Origin of the sequence: Alkalihalobacillus deserti (assembly GCF_020734105.1) — a bacterium.
Classification (GTDB): Bacteria; Bacillota; Bacilli; order Bacillales; family Bacillaceae_D; genus Halalkalibacter; species Halalkalibacter deserti.
This window is the reverse complement of sequence record NZ_JAJAFR010000002.1, coordinates 310,026-336,469: the sequence shown is the minus strand read 5'-3', so window position 1 is coordinate 336,469 and position 26,444 is coordinate 310,026. Positions and strand designations below refer to the sequence as shown.

Sequence of the window (26,444 nt, the reverse complement as noted above, 5' to 3'; positions counted from 1 at the left end):
CCCGCTCATCTCAAATCTAATAATTGCACAAAACTCCATGATCATTGCACGAAAAACTGATTAATTGCACGGGTTAAAAAATTATTGCACCAAATCTATCTACTTTTGCACAAGTTAAGCACATGAACGTATTTCGTCGATCACTATCAGACTAAACCATCACTACTCTTCTTTTCTAAAGTCCGCAATCCATAGTTGTTCTTTTTCACTTAATTTTTTTTCTTTAAGTAAATCAGGGCGTCGTTCCCATGTACGCTTAAGAGATTCTCGCTGTCTCCACTCATCTATATTTGCATGATGACCCGATAATAGTATATTTGGTACGCTCATACCACGAAACTCAACAGGTCTTGTATAGTGAGGGTGCTCTAATAAACCATTTGAATAAGAATCAGTAACTGCAGATTCTTCATTTCCTAGTACTCCAGGTAGTAACCGAGTCACACTATCTGCAATAACCATCGCACCGAGTTCTCCTCCCGTTAATACATAATCACCAAGAGACACTTCATCGGTTACTAGATATTGCCTCACACGTTCGTCATAGCCTTCGTAATGACCGCAAAGTAAAATCAGATGCTCCTCCATCGCAAATTCTTCTGCTTTTTTTTGCGTGTACCTTTCCCCTTGGGGACAAAGCATAACAATGCGTGGTTTATTACTACTCTTTTGCTGCAAATCTTCAACAGCATCGAAAATCGGCTGGGCCCGCAACACCATCCCAGCCCCACCACCGTATGGATAGTCATCCACTTTTTTATGCTTATTGTCTGCGTACTGGCGAAAATCGGTAACTTCAAATGTGACATGTCCTGCTTCCTTAGCGTGCTTTAAAATGGAAGAACCAAAAACACCAGTGAACATTTCAGGAAAAAGTGACAAGACATCAATTCTCATTCAGTCAATCAACCCTTCCATAACATGGATACGTATCATTTTTTCTTCTATATTAATTTCCTTTACAACATCCTCAATATAAGGAATTAAAATATCTTTTCCTGCTCCCGAACGTTGAATGACCCAAACATCATTTGCACCTGTCTCTATGATTTCTTTAATTTTCCCTAATTCCTCGTCGGATTCCGTTATCACTTTACAACCAATAATTTCATGATAGTAAAATTCGCCTTCTTCTAATTCTTCTAGTTGTATCTCTGAAACATAGAGAGTTGCTCCTTTAAAGCGCTCCACTTCATTTATCGAATGGTAATTTTCAAATTGAAGTAAGTCAAAGTTTTTATGTCGACGGTGATGACGAACACCCACAAGAACCTCTTCTTTTGCTCCTTCATGTTTAATCATTAATTCGGTGCCAATTGCATAGCGCTCTTCTGCAAAATCTGTTGAAGATATAACTCGAATTTCTCCTCTTACCCCGTGTGTATTAACAATTTTTCCAACTTTAAACCATTCTGTCATCATTATTCCTACTTTCTCGTATTTCTATTATGATTCCATCTTTTATAATAATTTCCGCTGCTTGGTTAATGTTAGGCCAAGAGTCACCAATGTCTACATCAATGATGCTATCGACTTTTCCTTCTTGAATTTCGATTCCCATTTCAAGTTTTTGCATTTGATCTATTTGAAACGAGATGTTTTTTAATTTTTCCTCACGAGATTGAATGTCTTTATTATATCTAACATGTACCTTTTCTTGGTCACATTCATTAGCATTACGCAGTGCTTTATGTAATTGAAAGGTTAATTGTTCAATCTCACGTTTAGTTTGAATCCAGTCTTCTTTAAAGTCCTGAATGATTTGAGATTTCTTCTTTTCGGTTACAATGTGTTTTACGATAACAGGTCGTATTAGCCTCATCATTCACCTCATCCATTATTACTAGGTTGTTCAAAGATAAAACGTCTTAGACATACATTTAAAGAGGATGCAACGGCCCCACTAGTCGTCCTTTCAAGAAAAATCATTTGATTTTTTAAAATGCAGCAGCTTCTCTCATTGCTTCTAGGTTGTTCAAAAGAAGGGAAACAACTCTTTTGAACAACCTAGAAAATACAAAAAGGGAGAGGTTATCCCTCACCCTTTTCTGGCGTTACTAATCCACGATGTCTAATCGAACTCGCTGCGATGGCGATGCGGCATATAAAACCGAACGAATTGCTTTTGCGGTTCGACCTTGTTTCCCTATGACCTTACCCATATCATCAGGATGGACAGTTAATCGTAGGTTAAGGGTTTTTCCCTCTTCTACTTCTTCAACTTGAACGTAGTCTATGTGGTCAACAAGAGCCTTAACAATGTGTTCAACTAACGCTTTCATTTGCAATTCTCCTTTTAAAATCGACTTAATAAAAAGAGAGGGCGATGGCTCCACACGCTGCACGTTTAATCGAAGAAAACCACTCCGATTAAACTTAAAACATTGCAGCGGCTCCGCTCATCGCTTCGATTTATTTCAAAAAAGCAAAACCGGCTTTTTTGAAATAAATCTCTTACTTTTGGTTCTTTGCGTTGTGAAGCTTTTCCATTAAGCCTTGTTTAGAGAAAAGGTTACGAACTGTATCAGAAGGCTTAGCACCTTTTAACATCCAGTCAAGAGCTTTTTCTTCAGCAATATCAACCTTAGCTGGTTGAGTTAATGGGTTGTACGTTCCGATCTCTTCGATGAAACGACCATCACGCGGTGCGCGTGAATCTGCTACTACTACACGATAAAATGGGGCTTTATTAGAACCCATACGCTTTAAACGAATTTTTACTGCCATTCGTGGGACACCTCCAAAAATATTTACACAATAGTTTATAATATCATCAATTTTTCTAATTATCAACTAGAAAAAGCGACTTCTCAATTAAAATGGAAGCTTAAAGCCTCCAAGACCTTTGCCTCTTTTCTTACCTTTACCTGAGGTCATACCAGTCATTTGTTTCATCATCTTTTTCATATCCTCAAATTGCTTTAAGAGTCGGTTCACATCTTGAATCGTTGTTCCACTTCCCTTAGCAATTCGACGACGTCTGCTTGCATTCATCAGACTAGGATCTTGCTTTTCCTTCTTCGTCATTGAACGAACAATTGCTTCAACTTTACCAATTTGCTTATCATCGACTTTCAAGTCTTTCAAGCCTTTTGCTTTGTTCATTCCTGGCATCATTCCAAGCAATTCGTCTAACGGTCCCATACTACGGACTTGATCGAGCTGTTCTAAGAAATCATCAAACGTAAAATCCATCGTTCGCATTTTTTTCTCAAGTTCACGAGCTTTATCTTCATCTACATTAGATTGAGCTTTTTCAATTAACGAAAGCACATCTCCCATACCAAGTATTCTAGATGCCATTCGGTCTGGGTGAAATGGTTCGAGTTGGTCGATTTTTTCTCCCATACCCGCAAATTTAATCGGTGTATTTGTGACAGCCTTTACTGATATAGCTGCACCACCACGTGTATCACCATCGAGCTTCGTTAGAACTACACCTGTTATATCGAGTTGTTCATTAAAACTTTCGGCAACATTAACAGCATCTTGACCAGTCATTGCATCAACAACAAGTAAAATCTCATCAGGTTTAGCGATTTCCTTTACTTCTTGTAATTCCCCCATTAAGGTTTCATCAATATGCAAACGACCTGCTGTATCAATTAAAACATAATCATGATGATCTTCTTTCGCCTTTGCAATTGCTTGTTTAGCAATTTCTACCGGACTAACTTGATCGCCAAGTGAGAATACAGGCATGCTTAGTTGCTTACCAAGTGTTTCTAACTGTTTGATCGCCGCAGGACGATAAATATCAGCAGCTACTAAAAGGGGCTGACGATTATGTTTCTTTCTTAAGTGGTTGGCAAGCTTTGCCGTTGTAGTTGTTTTACCTGCCCCCTGCAACCCTACCATCATAACAACCGTAGGTGCTTTTGGCGCAACAGCAATTTTACTTTGCTCCCCACCCATTAAAGCCGTTAATTCTTCATTAACTACTTTAATCACTTGTTGTCCAGGCGTTAAGCTTTTCATCACTTCTTGCCCAAGTGCTTTTTCTTTCACACTTGCAATAAATTGTTTGACAACTTTAAAGTTAACATCCGCTTCAAGCAATGCAAGTCGAACTTCGCGCATCATATCTTTGACGTCTTGTTCGCTCACTTTTCCTTTACCGCGAATTTTTGTTAATGTACCTTGTAGTCGTTCCGCCAAACCTTCAAAAGCCATGTTGTCGCCTCCTAGTCCAATTTCTCAAGAGAGTCAATCAGTGACATGATCTCCTCAGGAGTCGCGTTAATTTCCATTGCTAATTTCATTTGAGCAACAAGTTCTGTGCGTTTCTCGAATTTAGAGAAAAGCTTTAACTTGTCTTCGTAGTCTTCTAGCATCGCTTCTGTACGCTTGATGTTATCATAGACTGCTTGGCGACTAATTTCAAATTCTTCAGCAATTTCACCTAACGAGAAATCATCAAGATAGTATAATGACATATACTTATGCTGCTTCTGTGTTAGCAAGGATTGATAGAAATCGAACAAATAATTCATCCTAAGTGTCTTATCTAACACACAACCAACTCCTTGTTAAGTGATTTCCCTTTACGAGATATCATGTTACAACATCAACAGATAAGTGTCAAGTTTTTTTCTTAACATCGTTTTTAATTATTGTTCTTCCGTTTCTGCCTCAACAAGTTCACGGAATAGCCCGTACACAAATTGTTCTGAATTAAACACTTGTAGGTCATCCACTTTCTCTCCAAGACCTACAAATTTAACCGGTATATCAAGTTCATGGCGAATAGCAAGGACGATACCACCTTTAGCAGTCCCATCAAGCTTCGTTAACACAATTCCTGTTACATCTGTTGTTTGTCCAAAAGTTTTTGCTTGTGACATCGCATTTTGGCCTGTTGTTGCATCAAGAACCAACAGAACCTCATGCGGGGCACCTGGAACTTCACGTTCAATTATTCGCTTAACCTTCTCAAGCTCATTCATTAAATTGACCTTGTTTTGAAGTCGACCCGCTGTATCACATAACAACACATCAATATTTCGTGATTTAGCTGCTTGGAGAGCATCATACATAACTGCAGCCGGGTCTGAACCCGCTTGTTGTTTAATGACTTCAACGCCAACGCGCTCCCCCCAAACTTCCAACTGCTCAATCGCACCCGCCCGAAACGTGTCACCAGCAGCCATCATGACTGATTTCCCTTGTTCTTTTAAGTGATGGGCAAGCTTTCCTACCGAAGTTGTTTTCCCTACTCCATTTACACCAACAACGAGAATAACCGTCATACCATTTTCTTGAATAGCAAGAGCTGCATCATCTCCTTCTTTTTCTAGTAACTCGGACAATTTCTCTGAAATAACGGGTTGGATTTCTTCGGTGTCTTTTATATTTCTTAAGCGAACTTCATCTTTTAATTGATCAATTAGTTCCATAACAGTTGTAACACCAACATCGGAACTAATTAACAACTCTTCTAGTTCTTCAAAGAAATCCTCATCGACTTTACGATACTTATAAACAAGTTCATTCATCTTCCCGACAAATGAATCACGTGTTTTTTCCAATCCTTCTTTAAACTTATCTGATACTTCTGTTGTTTGGCTTGTAATTTTTTCTTTTAGTTTCTTAAAAAAACTCATATAATCACCTAACTTTCTAAAAATTATCGTAATGATTTCGCAGGTGGCATGCCTGTTCCTAGAAAACACTAAGAGGATACTTAAAATGTAAGACATCTGAAGGCCAAAAACGGCTACGTCATTTCTTTGACATTGTGCAAATCAACCTTTTTGCACAATGTCTAATAATTCTTTTGTTTCTTCTAATTTGACAGACACGAGCCTAGAAACCCCTGATTCTTGCATCGTGATACCATAGAGAACATCCGCTTCTTCCATTGTTCCTTTTCGGTGCGTAATAACAATAAATTGAGTGGCCTCACTGAAATCCTTTAAAAAATGAGCAAAGCGACTAACATTGGCTTCATCAAGGGCCGCTTCTACTTCATCAAGGATACAAAACGGAACGGGCCTTACTTTTAAAATAGCAAAAAGTAAAGCAATTGCGGTCAGTGAGCGTTCTCCACCAGAAAGTAAAGCAAGGTTTTGCATTTTCTTCCCTGGAGGCCTAGCAATAATTTCGACACCTGTTAACAGGAGGTTTTCGGGATCTGTTAAGACAAGGTCTGCCTGACCACCACCAAACAAGTCACTAAATACTGTTTGAAAATGGGATCTTATTTGCATATAAGATTCATAAAAACGCTTTGTCATTTCCTCATCCATTTCGGAGATAACAGCGTGTAGTGTTAATTGGGCTGCTTGAAGATCTGTTTGCTGTTCATGAAGAAAATCAAATCTTTCTTTTACTCGTTCAAATTCTTCTATTGCGCCAATATTCACTGTCCCTAATTCCTCAATCGCTAATTTAATTAATTTCACCTTTGTTCTTGCCTCTTCAGGATTCATTGCTAACTTATGATTTTCTTTTGCTGCTTGAAAAGAAAGTTCATATTCCTCCCGCAAATGAGTAAGACGGTTATCTAAATCGACATCCATTCGATTTACCTTCACCTCAATTTTACGGCACTCTTCAGCTAAATACTGGTGATCTGCTTGTTGCTCTTTTAACTTTCGTTCAAGTTCTGCATAAGAATGATCGACATTTTCTCGTTCCTTCTTCATGTTCGCGATTTGCTCAGCTAGCTCATCCTTCTTTTGTCTTGCCAACTTAATTCGTTCATCTAAACTACTTTCTCCATTTGAGCGGTCAGACATTTCCCCAATGAGCAAGCCAAAATGATCTTTTAGTTCACTCAATTCTTCTTCGATTTGCTGTTTCGTTAGTGACAATCTTTTGGCTTGTCCTTCAACTGCTAGGAAACGTTCTTTAGCAGCGGCTAGATCTATTTTATCACTCATTAACTCTTCTTGAAGATGGTCACGTGATTTACGTTGTTCCATCCGCTGTTCTTCAAGAAGCTTTACTCGATGATCAAGATCATTGATTACTTTAGTAGCAATACTATATCTTTCTTCTAACTGAACCAACCGTTCTTGGATTCGCTTAATTTCATTGGCAAATCCTTGCTTATCCCGATCAAACCTTGAGAATTGATCCTGAGATCTTTCTACCTCTCGTTCAAGATCACGCACCTTCTCTTTTGCCTCTTGGACCATTAAACGAATCTGCTCGCCTTTTAATCTAAGCTCTTCTAGGAGTTGCTCTTTTTCAGCTTGCTGCTGTTTTGATTGCTTGACCTCTTCTTCAAGTTGTTTAGTTACAATTAAAAGTTTTGCAAGCTTTTCCTTTAAATCATCAAGTTCACGTTTACGCCCAAGTAACGGGGTTTGTTTTTGCTTAACAGATCCTCCTGTCATCGATCCTCCAGGATTCACAACGTCTCCCTCAAGCGTCACAATGCGATAACGATGTCCTGATATTTTAGCTAGTTCATTTGCTCCTTGAAGTGTATTGGCCACAACCACATTCCCCAGTAAATTGGAGATCACATTTTCATACTTTTTTTCAAAAGAAAGCAGAGATGCTCCAATTCCAACAAACGCTGAATGATTTTTTAGCTGTTCAAGCTGAAAATCAGGAATGACTTTTGGCTTCATCACAGGTAATGGCAGGAATGTTGCTCGTCCAATTCGATTTTGCTTTAAAAATTGAATCGCTTTTCTGGCGTCCGATTCAGTTTCCATCACAATATGCTGAGAAGCACCACCTAAGGCGATTTCAAGTGCCGTTTCATAATCTTTAGGAACTTGAATTAATTCAGCAACAGCACCTTGAACTCCCGTCAGGTTCCCTTCCCGTGCTTTTAAAATCTCTTTTACACCATGAAAGAAGCCCGAAAAGTCGGCCTGCATTTCTTCTAAAACATCTGCTCTTGACTGCAAGCGTTGCGTTAGTTGATACGTTTCATATAGCTTTGATTCTTTTTTATGATAACGTTCTTTAAACTGCTCAAACTGTCTAGTATGCGTCCGGAACTTCTCTCCCAGTTCTGCGAGTGTCGTTTCGTGTTTCACCACTTCTTCTTGAGCCTCTTCTAATTCTTTTGATAGCTCCTGGCGGTTCCCTAGTAAATCTTTATTTTCTGTTAGCAGGCGCCCTTGCTTCCTTTGTTGTTGTCGCAATTGCTCTTCAAGATAACGCCTTTCATTCCTTATACTTGCTTGTTCATTTAGCCCTTCAATATAATCAGCTTTTAGCTGGTCAATTTCTTCCTCTACATCCGTTTCTGTTCTCTCAACGATTTGCTGTTTATTAGAAACAGCTTCTTTAAGTTCTTTTAGTCTTTCCTTCGCTAAATTAAAATCAGCATGTCCCACTTGCCATTCTTGTTGAATTTTTTCTAGTTGAGTCGTCTTATCACGTATCGAACGTTCTAGCTGATCTTTATTTTGTGTCGCATTTTTTTTACGTTCTTTTAAAACTTCCCGTTTGCCTTCTCTTTTCTCTAAGTCCTCACTCGCGTGTAGTAATTCTTCCTGTAATTTTGTGAACTGATTAGATAGTTGATTTGTTTTATCTCGTAATGACACTCTATCGGCTTCCATTTCTTCAAGAGCTTTTTGCCTATCTTGATAAGACCCCATTAGCGATTGAAGTTTTTCTTTTTGCGTTGTCCATGTTCCATGGAGCTCGTCAATTTCATAAACAAGTAAAGCAATGTCGACTTCTTTCAATTCTTCACGCTTATGTAGATAGTCTTTTGCTATTGAAGCTTGAATTTCAAGAGGTTCGACTTGCCCTTCCAATTCATGTAAAATATCTTCAACCCGATTTATATTATCTTGGGTTTCTGAAAGCCGCTTTTCTGCTTGGACTTTTCTGTTTTTGTATTTTAAGACCCCTGCTGCTTCTTCAAAAATGACTCGACGATCCTCAGCTTTATTGCTTAGGATCTCTTCTACTTTCCCTTGTCCAATAATCGAATATGCTTCTCTTCCTAGGCCGGAATCCAAAAATAAATCGACAATGTCCTTTAAGCGACAGGTTTGTTTATTAATCATATACTCGCTCTCTCCTGAACGATATACCCTTCGCGTTACGCTAACCTCACTATAGTCAATGGCGAGATGCTGATCCTCATTATCCAAGATCAAACTAACTTCCGCGTAATTTAACGCTTTTCTACTATCACTACCGGCAAAGATAATATCTTCCATCTTTGCACCTCGCAATGATTTGGCTGACTGTTCTCCTAATACCCAGCGAATACTATCTGAAATATTACTTTTTCCACTTCCGTTTGGCCCAACAACTGCTGTAACACCAGGAACAAAATCAATATTAATTTGTTCAGCAAATGATTTGAACCCCACGACTTCAAGTCGCTTGAGGAACATATTCCTTCCCCCTATCATTATTACCAACTAAATTATTTTACCATAAGACCTTTCTTAATTACAGGTAGTGAGGACAAATGGACCACACTATGATACGATGAATGTATCTAGATATTTAGGAGTGAAACTCATGAATCTTGAAGCCAATACTCGCGACAATATTGAATACATGCTTGAAGCAATCAAATCTAAGTTACAAATCGTTAATGCAGCTGCTCTTAATGCCAAAAGCTTCGATACCGATCAATATGAAGATTTGCGTGATATCTATCAAATGATTGAACGTAAGTCATCGTTTTCAGTAAGTGAATTAGACGCAATTGTAACTGAATTAGGTAAACTACGTAAATAGTCGCATTTAAAGTGACTATATAAAAAAATGTCCTCTCTAATCTTCGGAGAGGACATTTCTTTATTTTAATTTATCTTGATCACTTAATTTCATTAAGGCTTGTTGTGCAGCATGTTGTTCGGCTTCTTTTTTAGATCTTCCAGTACCAATACCAAGTGCAGACTCATTAAGTTGGACTTCAGAAACGAACTCACGGTTATGAGCAGGCCCTCGTTCTTGCACAATGATATATTGTATTTGTCCAAGGTTATCACGTTGAATAAACTCTTGAAGCTGACTTTTGAAATCCATCATATGAGAAAAAGCACCTTCGTTAATTTTAGGATAGATCGTATCAGTTAGAAATTGAAACACCGCATCAAGTCCTTGATCGAGGTATAGAGCTCCGATAAATGCCTCAAATACGTCCGCTAGCAAAGCAGGTCTAGCACGGCCGCCCGTCATCTCTTCCCCTTTTCCAAGTAAAACAATGTTTCCAAAACTCAATTCCTCAGCAAATAGAGCTAATGAAGGCTCACAAACAATCGATGCACGAAGTTTTGTCATATCCCCTTCACTCATTGCCTTAAATTTTTTGAATAAGAATTGAGATACAGCTAACTCAAGGACAGCATCACCTAAAAATTCTAATCGCTCATTATCTTGAAACGAATAAATTCGGTGCTCATTCACATATGATGAATGGGTGAAAGCTTGGATTAAGAGCTTTCTATTTTCAAAAGTCAACTTCGTTTGTTCCATCAACTCGTCAAATCTTCTTTTTTGTTCTTCTGTAAGGATCATTTTTCTGTTTCCCCGTCTTCGATCATTTCCTTGATGGGGTCTCGATTTACGTTGGTATTTCGAAGATTGTGGCATAGTATCCTCCAACATCATAAATTAGCAACCACTGTGTTAAGGTGATGAAAAAGTAGTTTTAATACAAACCTTGCCAACAAACCCTTAAGTACAATGTGTAGTGTGTTCCCATTAAGTTTTAAAAGCAAGCCCCACATGGAGTAACCACATGGGACTTTTCGTACCTTACTGACGGCTGTTTATGTAATCAACTACATCAGCTACAGTTGAAATTTTTTCTGCTTCTTCATCAGAAATCTCAAGATCAAACTCATCTTCAAGTTCCATTACAAGTTCAACCACATCTAATGAATCTGCGCCTAAATCATCTTTAAAAGAAGCTTCTGGTTTCACTTCAGCCTCTTCAACACCAAGACGATCAACGACGATTTTTGTAACACGTGAAATTGTATCTGCCATGTCATTCACCCCCTCTCAAGAATAAACTTTAAGCTCATTCTTAGTAAATAATTGGACGAAGGCTAGGAAAAGTTTACCGATGAATAACCCCTTCTGTCAAGCAATCATTTTATTTGCATGATTTTTATGGCATCACCATACCACCATCTACATGAAGTGTTTGACCAGTCATGTAATCAGCATCTGAACTAGCTAAAAAACGAATGACGCGAGCAATGTTCTCAGGTTTTCCTAGCGAAGCTAACGGAATTTGTCCTAACAGGTGCGCCTTCATATCATCTCCAAGTTCATCAGTCATATCAGTTTCAATAAAACCTGGTGCAACTGCGTTCACATGAATGTTTCGATTAGCAAGCTCCCTCGCCATTGACTTTGTCAAGCCAATTACCCCTGCTTTTGCAGCAACGTAATTGGCTTGACCTGCATTTCCTAACACTCCAACAACTGAGGCAACATTAATAATACGACCGTAACGTTGTTTCATCATCTGACGCGTAACGGCTTTCCCGCAATTAAACACGCCTTTTAAATTCGTGTCGATAACCGCATCCCACTCATCTTCTTTCATTCTCATAATCAAATTGTCTCTCGTAATCCCTGCATTATTAACGAGAATATCAACTCGTCCAAACGCTTCGATGGTTTCTTTTACCATTGCTTGTACTTGTTCGCTATTGGCTACATCTGCTTGGATAGCAAGACCATCTACACCCAATGCCTTGATTTCAGCAACAACCTGTTCAGCTCTTTCTTGGCTTCCTGCGTAGTTTACTACGACATGAGCCCCATTACGTGCAAACTCAATCGCAGTTGCTCTTCCGATCCCACGTGATGCACCTGTGACAATGGCTACTTTTCCTTGCAACATTATTCAGTCACTCCTTCTACTAATTCTTTAACTTTTAGAACCCCTTCACGGTTGCTTACAGCAACTGCTTGTACCCGTCTTTCTACCTTGCGCACAAGTCCGGTTAGTACATTACCTGAGCCGACTTCTACAAAGGTATCTACTCCTAACGCAAGTAGCTCTCTAATCGTATCCTCCCATAGAACAGGTGAATAAACTTGTTCTAATAGATTAGAACGAATGACTGACGCGTCTTGCACTGCTTCTGCCGAGACATTAGCAATAACGGGTATTGTTGCACCTTTGATCGTTAATTGATCTAGTACCTTATCTAACTTATCTGCAGCAGGTTTCATTAAACTAGAATGAAAAGGTCCACTAACTTGTAATGGAATTACTCTTTTAGCCCCTGCCTCCTTTGCTTTTTCGCTTGCTAACTCGACACCTTTAGCAGAGCCAGAAATCACAATTTGACCTGGACAATTTAAATTAGCTAGTTCAGCGATTTCATTAGAATGACTAACATTTGAACATACATCTTCAAGAGTCGCTCTTTCTAGACCAAGAACAGCGGCCATTGCGCCTTCCCCAAACGGAACAGCTTCTTCCATAAACAATCCTCGATTTCTAACAGCAAATACTGCGTCCTCAAATGACATCGCTTCTGCTGCAACAAGTGCGCTGTATTCACCTAAACTATGACCTGCAACATAATCAGGTTGAATTCCCTCTGCTTTAAGAAGCTCTAAGACCGCTGTACTCATTGTCACTAAAGCTGGTTGTGTATGTTCTGTACGTTTTAACGTTTCTTCAGGACCTTGAAGCATTATTGAAGACAAGGAATACTTAAGTGTTTGATCTGCTCGATCAAAAATCGCTTTACATGCTTGTTCTTGTTCCACTAAATCCTGACCCATTCCAACCGTCTGAGATCCTTGGCCTGGAAACAGAAATGCAATTTTCCCCATATAAATCCTCCTCTATTCTTTTTCTTCCGTTTTAGCTACTTCATTTTTAATAATCGTAACAACCTGCTGTTCCACCATGTCACGAGTCTGACGGATTGCATGGAAAATCGCAGTTGAATCAGAAGAGCCATGTGCTTTTATGACTGGCGCTTTTAAGCCAAATAATCCTGCTCCACCATACTGAGAATAACTCATCTGGTTTTTAATATCTTTAAAATTCGACTTTAAAACACCAGCTGCTAACTTGTTAACCAAAGAACTTGTCAATTCTTTCTTCAACAAAGAAAATAAAGTTCCTGCTGTTCCTTCAATCGTTTTTAAGACAAGATTTCCAGAAAAACCGTCACAAACGACAACATCTGCTACTCCAGATAATAAATCACGAGCTTCGACGTTCCCAATAAAGTTTATATCACTTGACTGAAGTAAGGAGAAAGCCGCTTTTGTAAGTTCATTTCCTTTTCCACGTTCCGATCCTACATTCAAAAGACCAACGCGAGGTTTGCGAACATTCTTCACCATTTCCATATAAGTATTCCCAATAATTGCATATTGTCGAAGCTGCTCTGGTTTTGCATCCATATTTGCTCCAACATCTAAAAGAAGGAACCCTTTCCCATCAAGAGTTGGAAGCATTGGAGCCAATGCAGGGCGATCAATTCCTTTTATTCGACCAACATATAAGAGCCCCGCTGTCATTAGTGCGCCCGTATTCCCTGCAGAGATACAGGCATCCGCTCTTCCTTCTTTCACTTCTCTTATAGTAAGAACCATCGAGGAATCTTTTTTACGACGAACCGCTGTTGTAGGTTGGTCCGTATCCTCTATTTTGTCAGTTGTATGTAAAATCTTAATTTGTTTATCATTCTTAAGATGCTTTTTAATTTCTTCTTCATTTCCTACTAAAGTAATATTCAGCTCAGGAAAAGCTTCAATTGCTTGTTGAGCAGCTTCAACATGAGCTACGGGCGCGCAGTCTCCTCCCATCGCATCTATTGAGATATTCATTCAGACCCTCTCCTTTTTTTCTCTCTTTCATTCGTTCGATACATGACAAATTCTCCTGAAAAAACAAGTTCCTGGTCTACATAACTTTTTACATCTACCGTTGTTCTTTCTTTCTCAATATCGACAACATTCGCTTTGGCAATGACACGTTCACCAGCTTGTACTTGTCTTGTAAATCGAATCATAGCCCTTGCTGTTAGAGCAAGTTCATCATTTATAATGGCAACTGCCAAAGAATTCGCCTGCGCAAATAAATGGTGGCCTCTCGCTATTCCGCTTCTTGTAAAAACATGTTCATTTCCAACATCTAAAATCGATATAGCCCGTTCATCCAATTGAAGATCTACAATCTCTCCAATGACTTCCTCTAGCGATAATGCTTTTACATCATCGAGTTGCTGCTGAGCTACTCCTTTAATCCGTTCTCTTAATTCTGGTATCGCTAATTCTAAGCGATCAAGGCGGATCGTTTGAATGCTCACAGAGAACTGATCAGCTAAAGTCTCATCAGTCATAAAAGGATTTAATTCCAGTGTTTGTTTAAGGAGATCTTGTCGTTCTTTCTTTTTTCGCTTCATTACATTCCACCGTCCGCTTATCCTCTTCATCAGATTATATGACTAGGTACTAAGAGTAGTATATAATTGCTTCTCGTCGATTTCAATAGTTAATCAATTTTTTGACCATTTAGCACACCCTGATCTTCTATATAATTACGCAGACCTTCATATTCTTTCTTTGTCCAAAAATCGTTTGAATGTATTAACTTCACAGCATCCTGTCTTGCTACTTCAAGTGCCCTGTAGTCATGTACGACATCAGCTACTTTGAAGTCAGGCAAGCCACTTTGCTTTGCTCCAAAAAAGTCACCAGGTCCCCTTAGCTCCAAGTCTCTTTCCGACAAAACAAATCCATCGTTCGTTTCGGTCATAATTCTCATTCGTTCTTTTCCGACTTCTGATTTAGGATCGGCTAATAAAATACAATAAGATTGTTCTTGGCCACGTCCAACTCTTCCTCTTAGTTGGTGTAACTGCGCTAACCCAAAACGTTCAGCATCGTAAATAACCATTACGGTGGCATTCGGAACATTAACCCCCACTTCAACAACCGTTGTCGACACTAATATTTGTGTTTCATTTTTACTAAATGCTTCCATAACATCATCTTTTTCAGTTGCACGGAGACGACCGTGCATAAGTCCCACATCCCAGATGCCTTTGTAATGCTGATTGAGAATCATATGGACATCAATAGCATTTTGAACATCGAGCTTTTCTGATTCCTCAATTAACGGGCAGATCACATAAGCTTGACGTCCTTTTTGTAATTCTTTTTGAATAAAATCAAGAACACGCTCAAGCATATCTGGTTTTGCCCAATATGTTTCAATTTTTTTTCTTCCAGCGGGCATCTCATCAATAATCGAAACATCCATATCACCAAAAACAGAAATAGCCAATGTTCTTGGAATGGGTGTAGCCGTCATAAAAAGGACGTCTGGGTTTTCGCCTTTATCACGTAACACTCGACGTTGCTCAACACCAAATCGATGTTGCTCATCGGTAATAACAAGACCTAATTTTTGAAATCGAACATCGTCTTGAATGAGAGCATGAGTCCCAACCACTAATGAGAGTTCTCCATTTTCCAAAGCAGTTAGTTTCTCCGCACGCTTTTTTCCTTTTACAGAACCAGAAAGCAGCTCAACCGTAATTCCTAAAGGTTCAAATATTTCTTTGAGTGATTGAACATGTTGTTCAGCTAGAATTTCAGTTGGAACCATTAATGCAGCCTGATAACCAGCTTGAATCACTGCATACATACAAATTGCTGCAACGACTGTTTTCCCAGACCCTACATCGCCTTGCAAAAGTCTATTCATACGATAAGGTGAGCTAATATCCTGTATGACTTCACTAACAACTCTTTGCTGAGCGCCTGTTAACGGGAAAGGTAGCTGTTTGATAAAGGATTCAATTTCTTTTTCAGGTATGTCTAAAGCCCTTCCATTTGTCCGATCTCGATTCGCTTTTCTAAAGGCCTGCATTTTCAATTGAAATAGGAGAAATTCTTCATACACCATTCTTCTCCTAGCATGCTTCATTGATTCTGCATTAGGCGGAAAATGCAGTCTTGAGAGCGCCTCTTTTTTGGTTGGAAGTTTGTAGGACTTTAGCAATTGGTCTGGAATGAGATCAGGAATTTCAGCACTGTATTGATTCATCGCCTGGTAAATATACTTGCGCATCGATTTAGTAGTTAATTTACCAGACACTGAATAAATGGGAGCGATCGTTTGCTCCCTCTCTTCTCGACCCTTTCGACATTCGCTTCCTGTAATTGTCATTCGATGTTGATCCCATTTGCCCGTAATGGTTAATTCAGTACTTACATTTATTTGATTTTTTAAAAATGCACGATTAAAAAAGGTAACGGTCACTAGAATCTGATTAACAAGCAGTCTAAAAGAAAGACGATTTTTCTTTTTTCCAAAATATCGAATTGATGGCTCACTTTGAACCGTTCCAACAACTGTTACTCTTTCTTCATGCTTCACTTCATGTAAATCTTTCAACTGATAATCTTCGTAGCGATAAGGAAAATGTTCAAGTAAGTCACCGACCGAAAAGATTCGAAGACCTTGTAATAGTTTAGCTGTTTCTTCTCCTATTCCTGTTACCGCTGTCACTGGTTGATTCAATGCTTCATTCATTTTTTATCTGACGACAACCCAAAAGTTTCCGCTTCTAACTCACGATCCGTTGGTGTCGCTACTAACCCTCCCTGAGCGGTCTCTTTTAGTGCTTCTGGCATAGTTTGTCCTATTATCTTTTTTCCTTCTGACTCAGCTACGTTTCTAAACATGTTAACCCACCCGCTTCATCATGAATTTTCGTCACTTTTTTAAAATTAGTTAAAATCTCTAAAACTCCGTGTTACTCTTCTAATTCTAGCAGCCCGCTGTATGGGAACTTGATGGACCCATTATAACATGTCCGATAATATTAAAGATTGTTTGATACTTCATTGCTTTTCCTCCAATCTTATCTTCGTAAAAAAGGAGGGTGACTCATAAAGCTCAGGACTTATCCTAGCATTGCAATATAAGAGCAAAAGCCGAGCTTTCACTTTTTATACCGCATACTAGAGGTCTGAGACTTTCATTTTGAGTCACCCTCACATTTATCCATTATTAAGCTTTAGTCATGGCAATGGAAACCGTACCCGGCCCTACATGCGCTCCAATGACTGCACCAATAGAAGAAAGGACATCACTTTTAACATCAAATTCGTCTTTGATGCGATTAACTATTTCGATTGCTAATGATTCATTCACTGCATGTGAAATACCCAGATGTACAGGTTCTGATCCATATTGCTCTTTTAATAACTCAATAATCCGATTCAATGCTTTCTTTTGCCCTCGTTGTTTCTCTACAGGGAAGACCTCCCCTTCTTTAGACAAAGATAAGATCGGCTTAATTTTAAGCATGGAGCCAAAAACGGCTGAGGCTTTTCCGATTCGACCATTTTTTTGAAGATAGTCTAGTGTGTCAACCATGAAGAAAACAGTCGTAGTTGCAAGCAGTTCATTTAACCTAGCTATACAATCTTCATATGACTTTCCTTCTTTAGCAAATTTCGCAATTTCGACAACAATGATTCCAATTGCATTTGAAGCTCGTTTAGAATCTACCACGTAAATAGAATCACCTGCATCTATTGATTGCTTAGCAATCGTAGCTGCTTGAAACGTACCACTCAATATAGAAGATAAGTGAATCGATAAGATCTTGCTGTCCTCACCGCTCAACAAAGATCGGTACACTTGCTCAAATTGATAAGGAGTTGGTTGTGAAGTCGAAGGAATCACATTAGTCTCTGCGACTTTTTTATAAAACTGATCCGAAGTTAATGTCACACCATCTTCATAGATTTCATTGTCAGAGAAAATAACATTTAAAGGGACAACGGTAATTTCTAACTGCTTAATCAACTCAGCAGGAATATCTGCCGTACTGTCTGTTACGATTTGAATTTTTGCTGACAATTAGACCACTCCTTTTACTCGACTCTTTACTCAACTGAAATAATATACGAGTAAAGTGGCTGATTTCCTAACTGTACGTCCACTTCTACTTCTGGAAACTCTTGTTCTAAGAATGAAACAAGCAAATCGGTTTGCTCAGTCGTTACATCTTCACCTTGTAAGAGTGTAACAATTTCGCTGTCCTCATCAATCATTTGTGAGAGAAGCGATTTTGTAACCTCTAATACATCAGCACCTGAACTAACAATTTTCTTTTCAGAAATACCCATAAAATCATTTTTCTTTATGTCGATTCCATCAATATTCGTATCACGAACTGCAAACGTTACTTGACCGGACTTTACCGTAGTCAAAGCATCCTTCATCATTCCAGCATTCACGTCAAGTCCTTGAATAGGATTAAAAGATAGCAATGCAGCTAAACCTTGTGGAACTGTTTTAGAAGGAACCACAACAACTTTGTCTCCAACAACTTGTGCGGCTTGCTCTGCTGCCATAATAATATTCCCGTTATTTGGAAGGATGATCACTTTTTCTGCATGGACTTCCTCAATCGCATTCACAATATCTTCTGTACTTGGGTTCATCGTTTGTCCACCCTCGATGACAACTCCAGCTCCTAACCCTTTAAAAAGCTTAGCAATTCCATCCCCCATTGCGACCGTTACAATTCCGAACTCGCTCTTTTCCTTTATAGCAGGTTCTTGTTTTGCTACTTGGCCGTATACTTCCTTCGTCTCATCAAGAAGATGAGTATGCTGTTCACGCATATTTTCTATCTTTATATTAATTAACTCTCCAAACCGTTGGGCTTTTGTTAAAACTTCACCTGGTTGCTCAGCGTGAATATGCACTTTGATAAGGTCTTCGTCCGAAACAACTAAAAGAGAGTCGCCAATTTCACTTAGTTCCTGTCTGAATGCGATCTCATCAAACGGATTCTTTCTTGTCTTTTCCTTCTGAATACGCACCATTACCTCGGTACAGAACCCAAACTCAATATCTTCAGTTGCCAGATGACTCTGAGCATTATGATGTTCCACTTTAACCAGATTGTCCATCGTCATTTCATCAGATTCTAGAGTCTCAGGCAATTTCTCTCCTTTTAAGGCAGCTAGGAACCCTTCATAAATGTAAACAAGTCCTTGACCACCTGAATCCACTACACCCACTTCTTTTAAAATAGGTAATAGATCTGGAGTACGTTTTAAAGACGCTCTGGCTTCTTTTAACGTTTCTTCAAGTACATAAATAACATCATCATGCTTTTTTGCTGTTTTCATAGAATGTTTCGCAGCGTCTTTTGCTACCGTTAGTATGGTACCCTCTACAGGCTTCATCACAGCTTTATAAGCTGTCTCCACTCCACGTTCAAAAGCATGTGCTAGATCTGTTGCTGAAATTTGAGTTTTTCCCTCTACTTGTTTAGAGAATCCTCTAAACAATTGGGAAAGGATGACGCCAGAGTTCCCTCTAGCTCCCATCAACAGACCCTTTGCAAACGCGCCAGCCACCAAGCTTGCATCGTCTTTTATATTTTGTTTTACTTCTTTTACACCTGAAGAAATCGATAGGTTCATATTCGTACCTGTATCACCATCTGGAACTGGGAATACATTTAATGCATCTATCACCTTAACGTGTTTTGATAAATTGGCAGCTCCCTCGATAAACATGAAAGCGAGCTTCTTACCCTCAATTTGTTTTGCCACGAACATTTCCTCCTAACTAGCGCTTACGGGTTCGTGACGCGGACACCTTGAACAAAGATGTTCACGGAATCAACATCAAGCCCCAACATTTGTTCTAGCTGATATTTAACTTTTGTTTGCACATTGTAAGCCACTTCGGAAATCTTCGTGCCGTAACTAACAATTATGTACATATCAATATGAATTTGATCTTCATCTTCTTCTCGGATGACTACGCCACGACGGAAATTCTCTTTACCAAGCAAATCTGTAATACCATCTTTCAATTGCTTTTGAGATGCCATACCTACTATTCCATAACAGTCTATAGCTGCACCACCAGCAATTGTTGCAACAACATCCTTTGAAACATCTACAACACCTAATTGAGTTTTCATTTCAATTGACATTTCCATTCCTCCTCTGAAAAAAAACTTGATTCATTAACGTCATTTTACTATACTACACCTGAATTTAAAAGCGTATTCGACTTATAGCTCTTCCACATGTAGTGTGTCAAGTATCTTTACTTGATAAAGTTTCTACGAAGCTATTGCATTATACCAAGTGCTATGCTACTATATTTAAGTATGATTTCAAGGTCTGTATTGGAAATAAGGAGGTGCATATAATGGCACGTAAATGTTATATTACAGGTAAAGAAGCTCGCACAGGAAACAAGCGCTCTCACGCACTTAATAAATCGAAGCGCCGTTGGGGTGTTAACGTACAAAAGGTTCGTATTTTAGTAGACGGTAAGCCTAAACGTGTATACGTTTCTACTCGCGCACTTAAGTCTGGTAAAGTAGAACGCGTTTAAGTTTTATTAATGATGAAAAGTTATGAGAGCTTATGCTTTCATAACTGTACAAAAAAGCACCGTCATACGGTGCTTTTTTGTTTACCCTTTTTTGAATGAGTTCAATACTGCTCTGACAAACCCACCTAAAAATCTAGGTAGCTTGATCGTGTAGAATTTCATAGCTCCTCCTCCTCAACGTGAATAGCCCATGGGGATATTATTCAAGAAACTTAACTCACGACCATAGGACGTGAAGCGAAGTCGCCCCTATCCTTCAAGCCATTTGTTCAGACAAGAATCATGATAAGGATAAAAATAATTGCTCTCTTAAAGTAATATATGCAGATACGACAAATTATTCCTATTTTTCAGGCTCGCCATATCATGTAAAACCGTGAGCAACTTATCCTTTTCTCTCTATCATTATGCATATGCCCTATACCTCAATATATGTCTAATTAAAAAGAATGTTCATTCTGAGGCAAAAAAAAAACAACATGCTAAAGGCTACTGAAAAAGGTCATTTTCACCTTTTTCAGTAGCCTTTAAGCAATGAGTGGAACCGTTGCTTTGTCTTAAGCCTGCTATGAGCGGTTTTCCATAGCAGACGCGCAACGTACGGAGCCATTGCCGCTTCCTCAGAAATCTTCAAATATTGATTTTTACCTTTTCAGTAACCTTGCATGTTGTTCATATTTCTCCTCTGATGTCTGCAATTGCTTTGGCCCGATCAACCTCATTATAAATCGCTGAGCCTGCAACCAAAACATTTGCTCCTGCCTCAATACATTGCTTTGCAGTAGCTTGGTTAACCCCACCATCTACCTCAATTTCTACGGATAGACCTCGACTGCGAACAAGTGCAGAAACTTTTTCAATCTTAGTTAAAACCGATTCAATAAATCTCTGACCACCAAATCCAGGATTAACCGTCATTAATAAAACTAAATCTACATCTTCAATAATAGGTTCAATCACTTCGACAGGAGTAGCTGGATTCAAAACAATCCCTGCCTTTACACCCTGATCTTTAATAAGATGGATCGTTCGATGTAAATGACGACACGCTTCAACATGAACTGAAATAATATCAGCACCCGCTTTAGCAAAATGTGGAATATACGTATCAGGATTTTCAATCATAAGATGGACATCTAAAGGCAAGCTCGTTATTGGACGAATCGCTTCAACAACAAGCGCTCCTATCGTTATATTAGGAACAAAGTGACCGTCCATCACATCCACGTGAATATAATCAGCTCCACCTAACTCCACCTCTTTAATGTCCTCACCTAGCTTTGCGAAATCAGCTGATAGAATAGAAGGCGCAATTTTAATCATCAGTCATATCTCCTTTTTTGACTTTTAATTTCATCTAAAAACTGGTTATAGTGCTTCATTCTAGACTTACTAATCTCTCCTTGTTCAAGAGCTACTTTTACTGCACATTTCGGTTCTGAGGTATGGGTACAACCTCTAAATTTACAGTTTGAAGAGATTTTCGCCATTTCTGGGAAGCAATTCGAAAGGTCTTCCGCCTCTAAATCAACAAAATCAAGCGAACTAAATCCCGGTGTGTCAGCTACGAGACCTCCACCTATTTTCAACAATTCAACATGCCTAGTTGTATGTTTCCCTCTCCCTAGATGTGAGGATATTTCATTCGTTTCAATATTTAATTCCGGTTTTAAGCTATTTAATAATGAGGACTTCCCTACTCCTGATTGTCCCGCTACAACGCTCACCATACCTTCTAGATAAGGAATAATCTCATCTATCCCATCACTATTAAATGTTGAAGTTAGTAACACCGTATAACCAATATCTTCGTACTGTTGTTTATATGCGTCAATCTCTGTTAACAATGTGTGATTAAGCAAATCAACCTTACTAATAATAATAATAGGCTTTAAATCATTGGCTTCTATATGTACAAGAAAACGATCGAGTAACAAAGGACTAAAATCTGGTTCTAACGCAGAGAAAACAAGTAGAGCTTGATCAACATTGGCGATTGGCGGTCTTATCAGTTCATTTTTACGTTCAAACACGTCAAGGATATACCCATCCGTTTTATTCTCAACTTGAAATTCAACTTCATCGCCAACTAGTGGCTTTATTTGTCTCAAGCGAAAATTTCCTCGCCCACGACATTGAAAAACCCCATCTTCAGCCTGAACATAATAAAAACCACTTAACGCTTTTATAATCATTCCTGTTGCCATCCAAAACCTCCTACTTAATTGAAAACAACAAGGTTACTATTTTAAAAAACCTGTCGTCATAAAGTTTAAAATTCATATTCTTCCGATTGTCTCACCATTTCTCCATTAATATACACTTCAAATAAACCACTTTGCGAAGGCTTTACCAGAAGCTCAATGGAATATTCTTGTGTTTCTTCAATTATTTCCTCATACAATACTTGTTTTTCGCCACCAGTCGTTGCATCTCGATATAGAATTCGAACCTCAAAGGTTTTCCCAGCTTCACGATCTTCATCAGATACGTCCACTGGTTGTTTAATGTGATAAAGGCGAGTAGGTTCTGGTTCTAGTTCTGGTTCTGGTTCTGGTTCTGGTTCTGGTTCTGGTTCTGGACCTTTAGAGAGAACAATCCTCACTTCATCGCCTTTGTTTAATAACGTAAATGGGTTAGGCGATTGTGAAATGACACGACCGGACGTTATTGAATTTGAATGTTTTGATTCAAAACGAGCAATTAACCCAACATCATTTAGATAATTACGTACAGTTGATTCTTCTTCGTTTTCAAGATTTCTTAATCTTATTTGAGCAGCGACACTGTAGGTAAGATAAATGGTTGTTTCATTAACTACCACACTAGTACCTTCTTTGGGATCTTGCAATAGAACAGTACCAGGAGTTTGTTTATCTGTGGCTCTTTCGGTTCTTTCAACAGTAAAACCAAGTCTTTCTAACATCGTTTCTGCTTCTTCTACAGGCAGGCCGACATAATTATCAAGCTCAATTTCTTCCTTGCCCATGCTTACAAATAATCGAATTACCGCTTTTTCCTTTACTGTTGAATCCGGAAGTGGATTTTGTCTCACAATATGGTCATTAGGGATGACATTGTCTTCAACATCTTCACGTTCAACGATTAAACCCTCTTCTAGTAATATGGCTTCCGCCTCTTCAAAAGGTAACTCAACAACATTTGGAACAACTACTTCATTAACGTGAAAAAGACTAGGTAAAAGAGCAAAAGCAGCAATGACTGCACCAAAAAGGAAAATCGTAATGAATAATAAAATAACAAACCATTTTTTCTTTTTGCCTTTTTTCTTTGGTTGTTCTTTTTTATCATTGTGTACAGGTGGTGGTTGAGCGACAACTGGTTTCTTCGTAGGTGGCATCTCAACTGTTTTATCTAAGGCAACAGAATCATGGTTACGTATGATCGGAATTGCTTTAGTTGCCTCTTCATCCTCGTGAAAAATAAAAGGAGCTTCATTTATACGTTCGGAATTTAAAGCAGTAATGACGTCCTCTTCCATTTCTTGAACGGTTGCATAACGCTTTGTCGGATCTTTAACTGTTGCTTTACGAATGATGTTTTCAATACTTTGTGGTAATTCAGGTATTTTTTCCTTCGCCGAGGGTACATCGTTCTGAAGATGCTTAATCGCAATCGATACAGCCGTATCTCCAGAAAAGGGAAGAACTCCTGTTACCATTTCATAAAAAACAATTCCTAAAGAGTAAATATCCGATTTATAAGTGATATGACCTCCACGTGCTTGTTCTGGCGATAAATAATGAACAGAACCCATAACGGCATTGGTATGAGTAATCGTTGCAGCTGAAATCGCTCGAGCAATACCAAAATCGGTAATTTTCACAACACCCTCATGACTAATTAAAATATTATGTGGCTTAATATCACGATGAATAATGTGATTAGCATGGGAATGTTCAAGCGCAGCAAGCATCTGCACCATATAATCAACACAGTCCCCCACAGGAATGGGTCCAGTCGATTGAATCAATTCTTTTAGCGTCTGACCTTCAACATATTCCATCACTATGTAATAAGTATTACCTTCTTCACCAACATCATAAATATTAACAATATTCGGGTGCGCTAGACTTGTTGCTGCCTGAGCTTCCCTTCTAAACCTCTTGATAAATTGTTCATCATCTGAGAACTGGGGTTGGAGTACTTTTACTGCAACATGACGATCTAAAATGACATCGAGCGCTTTGTAAACATTAGCCATTCCACCGCCGCCAATTGTCTCGAGGACTTGATAACGACCACTTATTCTCTGCCCAATCATTGTTCAGGTCCCCCGTATTGGACGATAGCTACTGTAATGTTGTCCTCTCCGCCACGCTCATTTGCAAGTTTAATTAAACCGTCTGCTCTTTCAGATAAGGAATCGCCTTTTTCTATTTGCCATTTAAGGTCTTCCGTTGATAATTTATTTGTCAGTCCATCAGAACATAATAAAATTAATTGATCTTCTTCAACCTGTAAAGTTGTAGTCTCCATCTTAATTTCTTTTTCTGTTCCCATTGCTCGTAAAAGGACATTTCTTCTTGGATGATGCTCCGCCTCTTCTTCAGAAATCTGGCCATTACGAACGAGTTCTTGCACAAGAGAATGATCATTTGTTTTTAAATTAAAACCAAATTCATTAAAAACATACGCACGACTATCTCCTATATGGGCGATAGAAATGAATTCTTCCGTACACAATGCAATAACGATGGTCGTCCCCATTCCATGACATTCCTCATGTTGCTGGGCATGTGTGTATAACTCAGTGTTCAATTTTTCAAAATGTTCCGCCAACCATTTTTCAGCTTCTACTACTGAGTTGATCTCTTGTTCTTTTTCCCATATTTGGCGAAAATAATCAATCGTCATCGCACTAGCGACATCACCAGCACGATGGCCACCCATTCCGTCTGCTACAATAGCTAATAACCCAATTTGATTTTTAAAGACACCGCCACTGTCCTCATTATGAGAACGAACTCTCCCTATATCTGTTCGAAATGTAAAGTTCATCTTTTTAAAATCACCTCGTCTCCTCTTTTCGCTCCTTTGCACGAAGCTGTCCACATGCTGCATCAATATCATGACCTTGTTCACGACGAATGGTTACATTAATCTTATGTTTTTTTAATACTTTTTCAAACGCAAAAATTTGATCTCTTGGTGTTCGTACATAATCACGTTCAGGAACATAATTTACCGGAATTAAGTTAACATGGCATTTAATGTCTTTAATTAAGTCAGCTAACTGTTCTGCATGTTCCTCCTGATCATTAACGCCACCAAATAATCCGTATTCAAAAGTAACTCGTCTTCCGGTTGTTTCAATATAATAACGAATAGATTCCATCAACTTCGGTAGAGGCCATGCACGGTTTACCGGCATTAACTTACTGCGAATCTCTGTAGTTGGCGCATGTAAGGAAATAGCAAAATTAATCTGCATTTTTTCATCAGCGAATTGATAAATTTTAGGTACCACTCCACTTGTCGAGACGGTAATATGTCGTGCCCCTATGTTTAATCCTTTTTCATGGTTGATCGTTTTCAAGAATGGAACAAGCTCTGCGTAATTATCAAATGGCTCTCCAATTCCCATAACGACAACCGAACTAACTCGTTCTTCTACTTCATCCATTGCTCGTTGAGATTCTAATACTTGCGCAACAATTTCTCCTGCTTCGAGGTTACGCTTTAAACCTCCTAGTGTCGAAGCGCAAAATGTACAACCTAAACGACAGCCTACTTGGGTTGTCACACAAACACTGTTACCGTAGTCATGACGCATAACAACTGTTTCGATTGAATATCCATCATATAATTCAAACAAAAATTTAACCGTATTACCATCTGAAGATATTTGTCTTGTAACAATTTTAAGCGTCGTTAATACAAACGAATTCGACAGCTTTCCTCTTAATTCCTTTGAGAGATTCGTCATCTCTTCAAAATCTGATACTCGGCTTTTATAAAGCCATTCAAATATTTGCGTCGCTCTAAATTTTGGTTCTTTTTGTTCCACTAGCCATTCTTGTAATTCTGTAAACTGAACAGAATAGATTGAACGAAGCTGGCTCGTATTTGGTCGTTCACTAGTTGTTTTTAATTCCTCCAT

27 protein-coding genes and 1 pseudogene are annotated in these 26,444 nt (G+C 38.7%); 2 read left to right on the top strand and 26 right to left on the bottom strand.

The window, feature by feature from the left end; all coding sequences use genetic code 11:
- Positions 1-162 precede the first annotated feature (162 nt).
- The 9 genes from trmD to smc form a co-directional block, all read right to left on the bottom strand.
- A complete protein-coding gene (gene trmD / locus LDX58_RS05215; protein WP_227935789.1) occupies positions 163-897 on the bottom strand; it encodes a tRNA (guanosine(37)-N1)-methyltransferase TrmD in 735 nt (244 codons plus the stop codon).
- Positions 898-1,419, bottom strand: a complete 522-nt coding sequence (gene rimM / locus LDX58_RS05210; RefSeq protein WP_227935788.1) for a ribosome maturation factor RimM — start codon at positions 1,417-1,419, stop codon at positions 898-900.
- Positions 1,403-1,822, bottom strand: coding sequence for a YlqD family protein (locus tag LDX58_RS05205; RefSeq protein WP_227935787.1), 420 nt, complete (start codon positions 1,820-1,822; stop codon positions 1,403-1,405). The genes rimM and LDX58_RS05205 overlap by 17 nt, the downstream gene beginning before the upstream one ends.
- Before the next feature lie 235 nt (positions 1,823-2,057).
- A complete protein-coding gene (locus LDX58_RS05200; protein ID WP_227935786.1) occupies positions 2,058-2,282 on the bottom strand; it encodes a KH domain-containing protein in 225 nt (74 codons plus the stop codon).
- Positions 2,283-2,454: 172 nt separating this feature from the next.
- Positions 2,455-2,727 carry a 30S ribosomal protein S16 gene (rpsP, locus tag LDX58_RS05195; RefSeq protein WP_227935785.1) on the bottom strand — a complete coding sequence of 91 codons (273 nt, stop codon included), beginning with the start codon at positions 2,725-2,727 and terminating at the stop codon, positions 2,455-2,457.
- Positions 2,728-2,814: 87 nt separating this feature from the next.
- Positions 2,815-4,173: a signal recognition particle protein gene (ffh, locus tag LDX58_RS05190; protein ID WP_227935784.1), complete on the bottom strand. Its 1,359-nt coding sequence runs from the start codon at positions 4,171-4,173 to the stop codon at positions 2,815-2,817.
- Between the two features lie 11 nt (positions 4,174-4,184).
- On the bottom strand, positions 4,185-4,514 hold the full coding sequence (locus LDX58_RS05185; protein ID WP_227935783.1) for a putative DNA-binding protein: 330 nt from the start codon (positions 4,512-4,514) through the stop codon (positions 4,185-4,187).
- Between the two features lie 96 nt (positions 4,515-4,610).
- The gene (gene ftsY, locus LDX58_RS05180; RefSeq protein ID WP_227935782.1) at positions 4,611-5,603 is read right to left on the bottom strand and encodes a signal recognition particle-docking protein FtsY; all 993 of its coding nucleotides are present in this window, start codon (positions 5,601-5,603) and stop codon (positions 4,611-4,613) included.
- A gap of 141 nt (positions 5,604-5,744) precedes the next feature.
- Positions 5,745-9,323 (bottom strand): chromosome segregation protein SMC, encoded by a 3,579-nt coding sequence (gene smc / locus LDX58_RS05175; protein WP_227935781.1) that lies wholly within the window; start codon positions 9,321-9,323, stop codon positions 5,745-5,747.
- Positions 9,324-9,453: 130 nt separating this feature from the next.
- Here smc and LDX58_RS05170 point away from each other — a divergent pair, with 130 nt between their 5' ends.
- On the top strand, positions 9,454-9,675 hold the full coding sequence (locus LDX58_RS05170) for a DUF1128 domain-containing protein (protein WP_227935780.1): 222 nt from the start codon (positions 9,454-9,456) through the stop codon (positions 9,673-9,675).
- Between the two features lie 60 nt (positions 9,676-9,735).
- Here LDX58_RS05170 and rnc read toward each other — a convergent pair whose 3' ends face one another.
- From rnc to LDX58_RS05110, 11 genes and pseudogenes are all read right to left on the bottom strand, one after another.
- Entirely contained in the window at positions 9,736-10,533 is a 798-nt protein-coding gene (gene rnc / locus LDX58_RS05165) for a ribonuclease III (protein WP_289623460.1), read from the bottom strand.
- A 165-nt stretch (positions 10,534-10,698) separates the two neighbouring features.
- A complete protein-coding gene (acpP, locus tag LDX58_RS05160) occupies positions 10,699-10,932 on the bottom strand; it encodes an acyl carrier protein (RefSeq protein ID WP_227935779.1) in 234 nt (77 codons plus the stop codon).
- A gap of 124 nt (positions 10,933-11,056) precedes the next feature.
- Positions 11,057-11,800, bottom strand: a complete 744-nt coding sequence (fabG, locus tag LDX58_RS05155; protein ID WP_227935778.1) for a 3-oxoacyl-ACP reductase FabG — start codon at positions 11,798-11,800, stop codon at positions 11,057-11,059.
- A complete protein-coding gene (gene fabD / locus LDX58_RS05150; protein ID WP_227935777.1) occupies positions 11,800-12,747 on the bottom strand; it encodes an ACP S-malonyltransferase in 948 nt (315 codons plus the stop codon). The genes fabG and fabD overlap by 1 nt, the downstream gene beginning before the upstream one ends.
- A gap of 12 nt (positions 12,748-12,759) precedes the next feature.
- Entirely contained in the window at positions 12,760-13,755 is a 996-nt protein-coding gene (gene plsX / locus LDX58_RS05145) for a phosphate acyltransferase PlsX (protein ID WP_227935776.1), read from the bottom strand.
- Positions 13,752-14,333: a transcription factor FapR gene (gene fapR / locus LDX58_RS05140; RefSeq protein ID WP_227935775.1), complete on the bottom strand. Its 582-nt coding sequence runs from the start codon at positions 14,331-14,333 to the stop codon at positions 13,752-13,754. The genes plsX and fapR overlap by 4 nt, the downstream gene beginning before the upstream one ends.
- A gap of 89 nt (positions 14,334-14,422) precedes the next feature.
- Complete coding sequence (recG, locus tag LDX58_RS05135; RefSeq protein ID WP_227935774.1) at positions 14,423-16,471, bottom strand: ATP-dependent DNA helicase RecG; 2,049 nt, start codon at positions 16,469-16,471, stop codon at positions 14,423-14,425.
- Positions 16,468-16,584: pseudogene (locus tag LDX58_RS05130) on the bottom strand (L-serine ammonia-lyase, iron-sulfur-dependent, subunit alpha); the annotation flags it as partial. The pseudogene LDX58_RS05130 and the gene recG, both read right to left, overlap by 4 nt.
- Before the next feature lie 367 nt (positions 16,585-16,951).
- A complete protein-coding gene (locus tag LDX58_RS05120; RefSeq protein WP_227935773.1) occupies positions 16,952-17,809 on the bottom strand; it encodes a DegV family protein in 858 nt (285 codons plus the stop codon).
- A 26-nt stretch (positions 17,810-17,835) separates the two neighbouring features.
- Positions 17,836-19,527 carry a DAK2 domain-containing protein gene (locus tag LDX58_RS05115; RefSeq protein WP_227935772.1) on the bottom strand — a complete coding sequence of 564 codons (1,692 nt, stop codon included), beginning with the start codon at positions 19,525-19,527 and terminating at the stop codon, positions 17,836-17,838.
- A 17-nt stretch (positions 19,528-19,544) separates the two neighbouring features.
- Positions 19,545-19,910, bottom strand: coding sequence for an Asp23/Gls24 family envelope stress response protein (locus LDX58_RS05110; protein WP_227935771.1), 366 nt, complete (start codon positions 19,908-19,910; stop codon positions 19,545-19,547).
- 221 nt (positions 19,911-20,131) lie between these two features.
- Here LDX58_RS05110 and rpmB point away from each other — a divergent pair, with 221 nt between their 5' ends.
- Positions 20,132-20,320: a 50S ribosomal protein L28 gene (gene rpmB, locus LDX58_RS05105; RefSeq protein ID WP_227935770.1), complete on the top strand. Its 189-nt coding sequence runs from the start codon at positions 20,132-20,134 to the stop codon at positions 20,318-20,320.
- A gap of 81 nt (positions 20,321-20,401) precedes the next feature.
- On the opposite strand, the gene spoVM is transcribed toward rpmB, so the two are convergent.
- The 6 genes from spoVM to rlmN all read right to left on the bottom strand — a co-directional run bounded on the left by spoVM (position 20,402) and on the right by rlmN (position 26,444).
- A complete protein-coding gene (spoVM, locus tag LDX58_RS05100) occupies positions 20,402-20,482 on the bottom strand; it encodes a stage V sporulation protein SpoVM (protein ID WP_227935990.1) in 81 nt (26 codons plus the stop codon).
- A gap of 510 nt (positions 20,483-20,992) precedes the next feature.
- Positions 20,993-21,643 carry a ribulose-phosphate 3-epimerase gene (gene rpe / locus LDX58_RS05095; RefSeq protein WP_227935769.1) on the bottom strand — a complete coding sequence of 217 codons (651 nt, stop codon included), beginning with the start codon at positions 21,641-21,643 and terminating at the stop codon, positions 20,993-20,995.
- Positions 21,643-22,527 (bottom strand): ribosome small subunit-dependent GTPase A, encoded by an 885-nt coding sequence (rsgA, locus tag LDX58_RS05090; RefSeq protein ID WP_227935768.1) that lies wholly within the window; start codon positions 22,525-22,527, stop codon positions 21,643-21,645. The genes rpe and rsgA overlap by 1 nt, the downstream gene beginning before the upstream one ends.
- A gap of 65 nt (positions 22,528-22,592) precedes the next feature.
- The gene (pknB, locus tag LDX58_RS05085; RefSeq protein WP_227935767.1) at positions 22,593-24,605 is read right to left on the bottom strand and encodes a Stk1 family PASTA domain-containing Ser/Thr kinase; all 2,013 of its coding nucleotides are present in this window, start codon (positions 24,603-24,605) and stop codon (positions 22,593-22,595) included.
- Positions 24,602-25,342, bottom strand: a complete 741-nt coding sequence (locus tag LDX58_RS05080) for a Stp1/IreP family PP2C-type Ser/Thr phosphatase (protein WP_227935766.1) — start codon at positions 25,340-25,342, stop codon at positions 24,602-24,604. The genes pknB and LDX58_RS05080 overlap by 4 nt, the downstream gene beginning before the upstream one ends.
- A 10-nt stretch (positions 25,343-25,352) precedes the next feature.
- Positions 25,353-26,444 carry a dual-specificity RNA methyltransferase RlmN gene (rlmN, locus tag LDX58_RS05075; protein ID WP_227935765.1) on the bottom strand — a complete coding sequence of 364 codons (1,092 nt, stop codon included), beginning with the start codon at positions 26,442-26,444 and terminating at the stop codon, positions 25,353-25,355.